The sequence below is a fragment of the Gordonia sp. NPDC003424 genome, from assembly GCF_053588655.1.
Map to the genome: position 1 here is coordinate 82920 of NZ_JBSFQJ010000006.1, position 11055 is coordinate 93974.

11 protein-coding genes are annotated in these 11055 nt (G+C 68.4%); all 11 read left to right on the top strand.

The annotated features are described in order from the left end of the window. Positions 1-55: 55 nt before the first annotated feature. Positions 56-1357, top strand: coding sequence for a bifunctional 3,4-dihydroxy-2-butanone-4-phosphate synthase/GTP cyclohydrolase II (locus ACWDTI_RS11065; RefSeq protein ID WP_449738122.1), 1302 nt, complete (start codon positions 56-58; stop codon positions 1355-1357). Beyond that, positions 1354-1839, top strand: coding sequence for a 6,7-dimethyl-8-ribityllumazine synthase (ribH, locus tag ACWDTI_RS11070; protein WP_449738123.1), 486 nt, complete (start codon positions 1354-1356; stop codon positions 1837-1839). Before ACWDTI_RS11065 ends, ribH begins: the two co-directional genes overlap by 4 nt. Continuing rightward, positions 1836-2303: a PH domain-containing protein gene (locus ACWDTI_RS11075; protein ID WP_449738124.1), complete on the top strand. Its 468-nt coding sequence runs from the start codon at positions 1836-1838 to the stop codon at positions 2301-2303. Before ribH ends, ACWDTI_RS11075 begins: the two co-directional genes overlap by 4 nt. A gap of 191 nt (positions 2304-2494) precedes the next feature. Then, on the top strand, positions 2495-4477 hold the full coding sequence (gene uvrC, locus ACWDTI_RS11080) for an excinuclease ABC subunit UvrC (protein ID WP_449738125.1): 1983 nt from the start codon (positions 2495-2497) through the stop codon (positions 4475-4477). A gap of 25 nt (positions 4478-4502) precedes the next feature. Continuing rightward, positions 4503-5354, top strand: a complete 852-nt coding sequence (gene rapZ / locus ACWDTI_RS11085) for an RNase adapter RapZ (protein ID WP_449738303.1) — start codon at positions 4503-4505, stop codon at positions 5352-5354. Next, the gene (locus ACWDTI_RS11090; RefSeq protein ID WP_449738126.1) at positions 5351-6367 is read left to right on the top strand and encodes a gluconeogenesis factor YvcK family protein; all 1017 of its coding nucleotides are present in this window, start codon (positions 5351-5353) and stop codon (positions 6365-6367) included. The genes rapZ and ACWDTI_RS11090 overlap by 4 nt, the downstream gene beginning before the upstream one ends. A 41-nt stretch (positions 6368-6408) precedes the next feature. Then, complete coding sequence (gene whiA, locus ACWDTI_RS11095; RefSeq protein WP_449738304.1) at positions 6409-7386, top strand: DNA-binding protein WhiA; 978 nt, start codon at positions 6409-6411, stop codon at positions 7384-7386. Between the two features lie 166 nt (positions 7387-7552). Further along, on the top strand, positions 7553-8572 hold the full coding sequence (gene gap / locus ACWDTI_RS11100; protein WP_449738127.1) for a type I glyceraldehyde-3-phosphate dehydrogenase: 1020 nt from the start codon (positions 7553-7555) through the stop codon (positions 8570-8572). A gap of 33 nt (positions 8573-8605) precedes the next feature. Then, positions 8606-9817, top strand: a complete 1212-nt coding sequence (locus ACWDTI_RS11105; protein ID WP_449738128.1) for a phosphoglycerate kinase — start codon at positions 8606-8608, stop codon at positions 9815-9817. Between the two features lie 3 nt (positions 9818-9820). Continuing rightward, positions 9821-10606 (top strand): triose-phosphate isomerase, encoded by a 786-nt coding sequence (tpiA, locus tag ACWDTI_RS11110; protein ID WP_449738129.1) that lies wholly within the window; start codon positions 9821-9823, stop codon positions 10604-10606. A gap of 140 nt (positions 10607-10746) precedes the next feature. Further along, entirely contained in the window at positions 10747-10980 is a 234-nt protein-coding gene (secG, locus tag ACWDTI_RS11115) for a preprotein translocase subunit SecG (protein WP_449738130.1), read from the top strand. Positions 10981-11055 lie beyond the last annotated feature (75 nt).

The window sequence follows — 11055 nt, forward strand, 5'->3', positions numbered from 1 at the left end:
GACAAGCAGTGGAGTAAGAACAATGACGAGTACAGCGACGGCAGGCGGTGATGAGATGACGGGTCCGACAACATCCGTCCACGACACGGATGACGGACATTCGGGGGTGCGATTCGACTCGGTGGAGCGGGCGATCGCCGACATCGCCGCCGGCAAGGCGGTGGTCGTGGTCGACGACGAGGACCGCGAGAACGAGGGCGACCTGATCTTCGCCGCGGAGAAGGCGACCCCCGAACTCGTCGCGTTCATGGTGCGGTATACGTCAGGCTATCTCTGCGTGCCGCTGGACGGCGCCTCGTGTGACCGGCTCGGCCTGCCGCCCATGTACTCGATGAACCAGGACAAGCACGGTACCGCGTACACGGTCACCGTCGACGCCCGCGAGGGCATCGGAACCGGCATCAGCGCGGCCGACCGCGCCACCACGATGCGGCTGCTCGCGGACCCGAACGCATCCGCCGTCGACTTCACCCGGCCCGGACACGTGGTTCCGTTGCGCGCCAAGGAGGGCGGCGTGCTGCGCCGGCCCGGGCACACCGAGGCCGCCGTGGACCTCGCCCGACTCGCCGGCTTCGCGCCGGCCGGCGTCATCTGCGAGATCGTCAGCCAGAAGGACGAGGGTCACATGGCGCAGACCGACGAACTGCGGGTGTTCGCCGACGACCACGACCTCGCCCTCATCTCGATCGCCGATCTCATCTCGTGGCGCCGCCGCCACGAGAAGCACGTCGTGCGGGTCGCCGAGGCCCGCATCCCCACCCGCCACGGCGACTTCCGCGCGGTCGGCTACACCAGCATCTACGACGATGTCGAACACGTCGCACTGGTGAAGGGCGACATCTCCGCCTCCGACGGCCACGACGTCCTCGTCCGGGTGCACTCGGAATGCCTGACCGGCGACGTGTTCGGCTCGTTGCGCTGCGACTGCGGCCCGCAACTCGACGCCGCCATGGAGATGGTCGACGCCGAGGGCCGCGGCATCGTGCTCTACATGCGCGGGCACGAGGGCCGGGGCATCGGGCTGCTGCACAAACTGCAGGCCTACCAACTGCAGGACTCCGGTTCCGACACCGTCGACGCCAACCTGCAACTCGGCCTGCCCGCCGACTCCCGCGACTACGGCCTCGGCGCCCAGATCCTCGTCGACCTCGGTGTCCGATCGATGCGGCTGCTCACCAACAATCCGGCCAAGCGGGTCGGCCTCGACGGCTACGGCCTCGAGATCGTCGAGCGGGTCGCGATGCCGGTGCGGGCCAACGCGGAGAATCTGCACTATCTGCGCACCAAGCGCGACCGCATGGGACACGACCTGACCGGTCTCGAGGAGTGGACCGAGAAGCCGGGGGACCCTGCGTGAGCGGCCACGGCGAACCGACCCTCGATCTCGCCGACGCCAGCGGTCTGCGGCTGGCCGTCGTCGCGTCCCAGTGGCACGAGACGATCTGCACCGCCCTGCTCGACGGCGCCCTGCGCGCCGCCGCCGACAGCGGGGTGGAGGAACCCACCGTCGTACGGGTGGCGGGTGCCATCGAGTTGCCGGTCATCGTGCAGGCGCTGGCCCGTCACCACGACGCCGTCGTCGCACTCGGTGTCGTGATCAAGGGCGAGACACCGCATTTCGAGTACGTCTGTGACGCGGTGACCGCGGGCCTGACCCGGGTGTCGCTCGACGAGTCGACACCGGTCGGGAACGGGGTGCTGACGACGTTGACCGAGGAGCAGGCCATCGCGCGTGCGGGGCTGCCCGGGTCCAAGGAGGACAAGGGCGCCCAGGCGACCACGGCGGCGCTGGCGTCGGCACTGACCCTGCGAGCGCTCGCCCGGGGCGAATTGCGGTGAGCACCGCCACGGACGTGCAGTGGGATTTGGAGTATCGGCCCCGGCGGTTGCGGCGGCTGGCCGTCGCGGTCGCGGTGGTCATCATCGCCATCCACATCACGTTCGGTGCGTTGCTGACCATCGCCGACACCGGCCCGAAGAACATCGGCCTCGACGACCAGCTGGCGATCGCGCTCATCGGCACCCTCGAGGCCGGCGCCGTGCTGCTGCTCACGCGCGCCCGGCTGCGGGCCGGGGCGGCGGGGGTGGCGGTCCGCAACCTCGGGTCGGACCGGCTGTTCACCTGGGATCGTGTCGAAGGCCTGGCCTACCCGGAGAAGGGTTGGTCGGCCTGGCTGTTGCTGCCGGCCGACGAGCACATCCCGGTGGTCGCGGTGCAGGCGTGGGACGGCGACCGGGCGGTGTCGGCGATGACCCGGTTCCGGGAACTCGAGCAGCGGTACCGCACGCCGGGGGTCACGTAGTCGTCGGAGCCGCGTACTAGTGGTGTGTCTCGGAAATAGGTGACCGGTATCCGGTGGAGCGATCGGCGTCTGGCAAGGCGGAGGAGGGAGCGATAGCGGCGCTATCGTGACCGACGACAACGCAGCCAGGCGCCGATCGAACGCCGGAGACCGGTTATCTATTTTCTGAGACGCACCACTAGCCTGGACGCGTGGCCGACCCGACGACGTACCGTCCCGCCGCGGGGACGATCCCGACCGATCCCGGGGTCTACAAATTCCGCGACAACCACGGCCGGGTCATCTACGTCGGCAAGGCGAAGAACCTTCGTTCGCGGCTGACCTCCTACTTCGCCGACCTCGCCTCGCTGCACCCGCGGACTCGGCAGATGGTCACCACCGCGGCCGGCGTCGAGTGGACGGTCGTCGGCACCGAGGTGGAGGCACTGCAGCTCGAGTACAACTGGATAAAGGAGTTCGACCCGCGGTTCAACGTCCGGTATCGCGACGACAAGAGCTACCCGGTTCTGGCGGTCACCCTCAACGAGGAATACCCGAGGCTGTTCGTCTACCGCGGTCCCCGCCGTCGCGGGGTGCGGTATTTCGGCCCCTACTCCCACGCCTGGGCCATCCGGGAGACCGTCGACCTGCTCACCCGCGTGTTCCCCGCCCGCACCTGTTCGACCGGGGTGTTCAAGCGGCACCGCCAGATCGACCGGCCGTGCCTGCTCGGCTACATCGACAAGTGCGCCGCGCCGTGCGTCGGGCGCGTCACCGCCGAGCAGCACCGCGAGATCGTCGAGGACTTCTGCGACTTCCTGGCCGGCCGCACCGACCAGATGATCCGGCGACTCGAGCGCGAGATGTCCACGGCCGCCGAGGAACTCGACTTCGAACGGGCCGCCCGGCTGCGCGACGACATCTCCGCCATGCGCCGCGCCATGGAGAAACAAGCCGTCGTGCTCGGCGACGGCACCGACGCCGACGTGGTCGCCATGGTCGGCGACGACCTCGAGGTGTCGGTGCAGGTGTTCCACGTCCGCGGCGGTCGCGTCCGCGGTCAGCGTGGGTGGGTCGTCGAACGCTCCGACGACGACTCGCCCGGCGAGCAGGTGTCGCAGTTCGTCACCCAGTTCTACGGCGCGGAGGTCGATCTCGACGCGACCGTGCAGATCGACGAGGGGCGGGTGCGCAACGACTCGGTGCCTCGGGAGGTGCTGGTGCCGGCGCTGCCCGACGACCACGAGGACCTCGCGCACTGGCTCTCCGATCTCCGGGGCAGCAAGGTGGCGCTGCGTGTCCCACAGCGCGGCGACAAGAAGGCGCTGTTCGAGACGGTTGAGCGCAATGCGTCGGAAGCGTTGGCGCAGCACAAGTTACGTCGCGCCGGGGATCTGACCACCCGTTCGGCGGCGCTGACCGAGTTGCACGAGGCGCTCGGGCTCGACCAGGCGCCGCTGCGCATCGAGTGCATCGACATCTCCCACGTCCAGGGCACCGATGTGGTCGCGTCCCTGGTGGTGTTCGAGGACGGTCTGCCGCGCAAGTCGGACTACCGGCACTACTCGATCCGGCACGCCGCGGGCGACGGCCGATCCGACGACGTCGCGTCGATCGCCGAGGTGACGCGCCGCCGGTTCCTGCGCCATCGCGCCGACACCGAGGCTCCCGTGACCGACCCGGACACCGGCAAGGCACGTCGATTTGCCTATCCGCCAAACCTTTTCGTCGTCGACGGGGGAGCGCCGCAGGTGCATGCGGCGGCCTCGGTGCTCGACGAACTCGGGATCACCGACGTCGCGGTCATCGGACTGGCGAAACGTCTCGAGGAGGTGTGGGTGCCCGGCGACGACGAGCCGGTGATCCTGCCCCGCACCAGCGAGGCGCTGTTCCTGCTGCAGCGGGTGCGCGACGAGGCCCACCGGTTCGCGATCACCTTCCACCGCAGCAAGCGCAGCAAACGGATGACCGAGTCGGTGCTCGACGGGGTACCGGGACTCGGCCGGACCCGGCGCACCGCGCTGGTGACCCACTTCGGGTCGGTGGCGCGGCTGCGGGAAGCCTCGATCGAGGACATCTCCGAGGTCCCCGGCATCGGGGAGGCGACCGCCCGCGCGGTGCAGGCGGCGCTGGACGACGGCAGCACCATCGAGCCCAGTAGTGCCGAACGAAGCGAGGAACTCACCGGTGAATGACCTGACCGTGCTGTTCGTCACCGGGATGTCCGGTGCCGGCCGATCCACCGCGGCGAACGTGCTCGAGGACGACGGCTGGTATGTCGCCGACAACGTGCCCTCGAGCCTGATCTCCACGATGGTGCACCTCGTGCGGGAGAGCGATCGGTCGATCTCCCGGCTGGCGTTGGTCATCCGGGCGTCCGACGCATCCTTCGGCGGTCAGCTCACCGAGTTGCGCTCCGCGCTCGAGGAATCCGGCGCCATCACCAAGGTGCTGTTCCTCGAGGCCAGCGACCAGGTGCTGGTGCGGCGGTTCGAGCAGGTGCGCCGCCGGCATCCGCTGCAGGAGAACGGCACGCTGATCGACGGCATCGAGCGCGAACGCAGGGTCCTCGCGCCCATCAAGAGTTCGGCCGACCTCGTCGTCGAGACGTCCGCCCTCACCGCGGCCAAACTCCGCGAGATCGTCGAGGGCGCCTACCCGCAGGAGGCCGACCGGCGGCTGTCGGTGGTGGTGCAGTCGTTCGGCTTCAAATACGGCCTGCCCATCGATTCCGACCTGGTCGCCGATATGCGTTTTCTGCCCAATCCGTACTGGGTGCCCGAACTGCGGGAGCACAATGGGCGCGACGCACCCGTCCGTGACTATGTCCTGGGCACCGAAGAGGCGGGCCGCTTCGTCGACCTGTACCTGGAGATCGTCGATGTCGTGTCGGCCGGATATCTACGAGAAGGCAAGCGCTACATGACGATCAGTATCGGCTGTACGGGTGGCAAACATCGCAGCGTCGCGGTCGCCGAGGAGATGGGCCGCCGGCTCTGGGAGATGACCGACGAACAGGGGGCGCCCCGATTCGACATCCGGGTCACGCACCGGGATCTGGGGCGCGAATGAGGATCGTGGCACTCGGCGGGGGCCACGGTCTGTACGCCACGCTCACCGCGATGCGCTATCTGAGCACCGACGTGACCGCGGTGGTCACCGTCGCCGACGACGGCGGATCGTCCGGGCGGCTGCGCGCCGAACTCGGCGTGATCCCACCGGGCGATCTGCGAATGGCGTTGTCGGCGTTGATGTGCGCGCCCGCCGCGCTGGAGTCGCGATCGGTTGAACCGGGCCGGCTCAACCGGGCCGGGCACGCGCTGTGGGCCGATACGTTCCAGCACCGCTTCGGCGGGCGCGGCGCGCTCGCCGGACACCCCATCGGCAACCTGCTGCTCGCCGGACTCACCGAGGTCACCGGCGATCCGGTGGCCGCGCTCGACGAGCTGATCGACGTGTTCGACATCGACGGACGGGTGTTGCCGATGTCGACGGTGCCGTTGGAGATCGAGGCCGATGTGTCCGGTCTGGAGAGCGATCCGCGGATCAGCCGGTGCATCCGGGGTCAGGTCGCGGTGGCGACCACCCCCGGCAAGGTGCGCCGCGTCCGGTTGCTGCCCACCGAGCCGCCCGCGTGCCCGGCCGCGGTCGAGGCGATCGAGGGCGCCGACGTGGTGGCGCTCGGACCCGGATCGTGGTTCTCCAGCGTCATCCCGCACGTGCTGATACCCGATCAGCTCGCGGCCCTGCGCCGGACGGACGCGCGCAAGATGTTGTTCGTGAACCTGGCCCCGGAACTGGGTGAGACGCCTGGTTTCTCGGTCGAGCGGCATCTGCACGTGCTCCACGCGCACGCCGACGTCCTCCGGATCGACGACATCCTGGTGGACTCGGCGTCGGTGCCGGTCGGCCGGGAGCGCGACCATGTGGTCCGCGCGGCGAATCTGTTCGGTGCGCGGCTGCTCGTCGCCGATCTGGCGGTGCCCGGCCGGCATGTGCATGACCCGGCCAAGGTCGCTGCCGTCGTGAATGAAGTGTGCGAAGGTGAAGTGAGCCGATACGCTGTCCGGGCACACGATGCGTAGGGGATGAGTGGCTCGTGACAGGAGGGCAGGGACCGGTGGCGATGACGTCGGCCGTGAAGGACGAACTTTCGCGTCTCACCGTGACCCAGGTGAGTTGCCGCAAGGCCGAGGTGTCGGCGTTGCTGCGCTTCGCCGGGGGATTGCACATCGTCGCCGGCCGGGTGGTGGTCGAAGCCGAGGTGGACATGGGCAACGTCGCCCGGCGGTTGCGCCGGGAGATCTTCGACCTCTACGGGTACGGCTCGGACGTCCATGTGCTGCGCAGCGGCGGACTCCGCAAGGGCGCGCGCTACATCGTCCGGGTGACCAAGGACGGGGAGGGACTGGCCCGGCAGACCGGTCTGCTCGATCTGCGCGGCCGGCCGGTCCGCGGGTTGCCCGCGCAGGTGGTCGGCGGCAGCGTCGCCGACGCCGAAGCCGCATGGCGCGGTGCGTTCCTGGCGCACGGGTCGCTCACCGAGCCCGGCCGGTCGTCGGCACTCGAGGTCAGTTGCCCGGGGCCGGAGGCCGCGCTCGCGCTCGTCGGCGCCGCCCGGCGCCTCGGCGTCACGGCCAAGGCCCGGGAGGTGCGCGGGGCCGATCGGGTCGTGATCCGCGACGGTGAGGCGATCGCGGCCCTGCTGACGCGGATGGGCGCGCACGACACGCGGCTGGTCTGGGAGGAACGCCGGATGCGGCGCGAGGTCCGTGCGACGGCCAACCGTCTCGCCAACTTCGACGACGCCAATCTGCGGCGCTCGGCACGTGCGGCAGTGGCCGCGGCGGCGCGCGTGGAACGGGCGCTGGAGATCCTCGGGGACGACGTGCCCGATCACCTCTCGGCGGCCGGCCACCTGCGGATCACCCATCGGCAGGCGTCGCTGGAGGAACTCGGTCAGCTCGCCGATCCGCCGATGACCAAGGACGCGGTCGCCGGGCGTATCCGCCGGCTGCTGTCGATGGCCGACAAGAAGGCGCGCACCGACGGGATTCCGGACACCGAGTCGGCGGTCACGTCCGACCTGCTCGACGAGGCGTGAATCGTTCATCCGCGGTTCATCTTGCGACGCATTCACCCCTTACGTGCACCCATCCGAGCGTGTCCTACTAGGCTGAGAAGTGCCGTGGCCGTGTTCGGGTTCGTCACGAACGCGGGCCGCGTATCCCCGCAGAGCTCGATGAGGAAAACCGCTAAGGAGCGCAACAGTGACTGTTCGGGTAGGCGTCAACGGATTCGGCCGCATCGGCCGCAACTTCTTCCGCGCCGTTGAAGCACAAAAAGCATTGGGCACCACCGACATCGAAATCGTCGCGGTCAACGACCTGACCGACAACGCGACGCTCGCCCACCTCCTCAAGTTCGACTCGATCCTCGGCCGGCTGCCCGACGACGTGAGCCTGGAAGGCGACGACACCATCGTCGTCGGCGCGCAGAAGATCAAGGCACTGGCCATCAAGGAAGGCCCGTCGGCACTGCCGTGGGGTGACCTGGGCGTCGACGTCGTGGTCGAGTCCACCGGCATCTTCACCGACGGCGAGAAGGCCAAGGGCCACCTCGACGCCGGTGCCAAGAAGGTCATCATCTCGGCGCCCGCCAAGAACGAGGACATCACCATCGTGATGGGCGTCAACGACGACAAGTACGACGGCAGCCAGAACATCATCTCTAACGCGTCGTGCACCACCAACTGCCTCGGGCCGTTCGCCAAGGTGCTCAACGACGAGTTCGGCATCGTCCAGGGTCTGATGACCACCGTGCACGCCTACACGCAGGACCAGAACCTGCAGGACGGCCCGCACAAGGACCTGCGTCGCGCCCGCGCCGCCGCACTGAACATCGTCCCGACCTCCACCGGCGCCGCAAAGGCGATCTCGCTGGTCATCCCGGAGCTCAAGGGCAAGCTCGACGGCTACGCACTGCGCGTGCCGATCCCCACCGGCTCGGTCACCGACCTCACGGTCGAACTGAGCAAGACCGCCAGCGCCGACGAGATCAACGCCGCCATGAAGGCCGCCGCCGAGGGACCGCTCAAGGGCATCCTCAAGTACTACGACGCGCCGATCGTGTCCAGCGACATCGTCACCGACCCGCACTCGTCGCTGTTCGACTCGGGTCTCACCAAGGTCATCGGCAACCAGGCCAAGGCCGTCTCCTGGTACGACAACGAGTGGGGCTACTCCAACCGCGTCGTCGACCTGATCGGCCTCGTCGGCAAATCCCTCTGACCGGCTCGACCCGAATAGGAGAGAGATCAGAGCATGGCTGTACCCACGCTGAAAGACCTTCTGGCCGAAGGCGTTTCGGGACGGGGTGTGCTGGTTCGGTCGGATTTCAACGTGCCGCTGGACGGGACGACGATCACCGATCCGGGCCGCATCCTGGCCTCGTTGCCGACGCTGTCCGCGTTGATCGACGCCGGCGCCAAGGTGATCATCACCGCCCATCTCGGGCGGCCCAAGGGTGAACCGGACCCGAAGTACTCGCTCGCGCCCGTCGCCGCCCGGCTGTCCGAGGAGTTGGGCCGCAACGTCCAGCTCGCGGGCGACGTGGTGGGATCGGACGCACTCGCGCGTGCCGAGGGGCTGACCGACGGCGACGTCCTGCTTCTGGAGAACGTGCGGTTCGACCCGCGGGAGACCTCCAAGGACGACGCCGAGCGGGAGTCGCTGGCCAAGGCACTCGCCGAACTCGTCGGCGACGACGGTGCGTTCGTGTCGGACGGCTTCGGTGTGGTGCACCGCAAGCAGGCGTCGGTGTACGACGTCGCGAAGCTGCTGCCGCACTATGCGGGCACCCTCGTCGAGACCGAGGTGGGTGTGCTGACCAAGCTCACCGCCGAGGTCAAGCGCCCGTACGCGGTGGTGCTCGGCGGGTCGAAGGTCTCCGACAAGCTCGGGGTCATCGAGTCGCTGGCACCCAAGGTCGACACCCTGGTGATCGGCGGCGGCATGGCGTACACCTTCCTTGCCGCGCAAGGACATTCGGTGGGCACCTCGCTGCTGCAGGAGGACCAGATCGACGTCTGCAAGGGTCTGCTCGAGCGGTTCGGCGACGTCATCCGGCTGCCGGTCGACACCGTGGTGGCCGACCGGTTCGCACCGGACGCGGAGTCGAAAATCGTTGCGGCCGACGAGATCCCGGACGACTGGATGGGCGTGGACATCGGACCCGAGACCGTCAAGCGGTTCGCCGCGGTCCTCTCCGGTGCGCAGACCATCTTCTGGAACGGCCCGTCGGGTGTGTTCGAGTTCGAGAAGTTCGCCGCCGGCACCCGCGGGGTGGCCGAGGCGATCGCCGCGACCACCGCCAATGGTGCGTTCACCGTGGTCGGCGGCGGCGACTCCGCCGCCGCGGTGCGCACCCTGGGACTGCCGGACGACGGTTTCTCGCACATCTCGACCGGCGGCGGAGCGTCGCTGGAATACCTCGAGGGCAAGGAACTGCCCGGACTCAAGGTGCTGGAGAGCTGATACATGGCGCGTAAACCGCTCATCGCGGGCAACTGGAAGATGAATCTGAACCATCTCGAGGCCATCGCCCTGGTGCAGAAGATCGCTTTCGCGTTGCCGGCGAAGTACTTCGACAAGGTCGACGTGACGGTGATCCCGCCGTTCACCGACATCCGCAGCGTGCAGACCGTCGTCGACGGGGACAAGCTGCTGCTCACCTACGGGGCCCAGGACCTGTCCGCACAGGACTCCGGCGCCTACACAGGTGAGATCAGCGGCGCGTTCCTCGCGAAGCTGGGCTGCACCTACGTGGTCGTCGGGCACTCCGAACGACGCACCATGCACGCCGAGACCGACGAGGTGGTGCTCGAGAAGACCAAGGCCGCGCTACGGCACGGGCTCACCCCGATCGTGTGCATCGGAGAAGGCCTCGAGATCCGTGAGGCCGGTGACCACGTCGCGTACAACGTCACCCAGCTCAAGGGATCGCTAGCCGGCCTGACCGCCGAGGAGATCGGCAAGGTCGTCATCGCCTACGAGCCGGTCTGGGCGATCGGCACCGGCCGGGTGGCCAGTGCCGAGGACGCCCAGGAGGTGTGTGGGGCGATCCGCACGGCGCTCGCCGAGATCGCCGACGACGCCACCGCGGATTCCGTGCGGGTGCTCTACGGCGGTTCGGTCAACGCCAAGAACGTCGGCGACATCGTCGGACAGACCGATGTCGACGGTGCTCTCGTCGGTGGGGCGTCGCTGAAATCGGAGGAGTTCGCCAACCTGTCGGCCATCGCCGCGGGTGGCCCGCTTCCGTAAGCTCCTGCTTGTCATGAGCCCCGTCGAAAGGGGCTTGTCGACGGGTCGCGTAGACTGTGGCAGGTTGTGCCTTGCTCGGACCGATCGAGCGAGGCGCGACCTGCCCTTTCTGCATCTGAGACCGACAGGACTGACACGACGTGAAGCTCGCACTCGACATCGGAATCATCGTCACCAGCGTGTTGATGGTGGTGCTGGTGTTGCTGCACCGCGGTAAGGGCGGCGGTCTGTCGTCGCTGTTCGGCGGTGGTGTGCAGTCGAGTCTGTCCGGCTCGAGCGTCGTCGAGCGCAACCTCGACCGCCTCACTATCTTCGTCGGGATCATCTGGTTCATCCTGATCGTCGCCGTCGGACTCGACATCAAGCTGAGCTGACCCGTCGAGCGCGCGGTTTGACACCGTCACATCGCTCCCGAGATGCCACCTCCGGTGATTGCCGGAATACTGGAT

Excerpts from the sequence above, each read along its gene's own strand:
- ACWDTI_RS11105 (WP_449738128.1), top strand. The coding sequence starts at position 8,606 with ATGGCTGTACCCACGCTGAAAGACCTTCTGGCCGAAGGCGTTTCGGGA.
- whiA (WP_449738304.1), top strand. The coding sequence starts at position 6,409 with ATGACGTCGGCCGTGAAGGACGAACTTTCGCGTCTCACCGTGACCCAG.
- rapZ (WP_449738303.1), top strand. The coding sequence starts at position 4,503 with ATGTCCGGTGCCGGCCGATCCACCGCGGCGAACGTGCTCGAGGACGAC.
- tpiA (WP_449738129.1), top strand. The coding sequence starts at position 9,821 with ATGGCGCGTAAACCGCTCATCGCGGGCAACTGGAAGATGAATCTGAAC.
- ACWDTI_RS11090 (WP_449738126.1), top strand. The coding sequence starts at position 5,351 with ATGAGGATCGTGGCACTCGGCGGGGGCCACGGTCTGTACGCCACGCTC.
- ACWDTI_RS11065 (WP_449738122.1), top strand. The coding sequence starts at position 56 with ATGACGGGTCCGACAACATCCGTCCACGACACGGATGACGGACATTCG.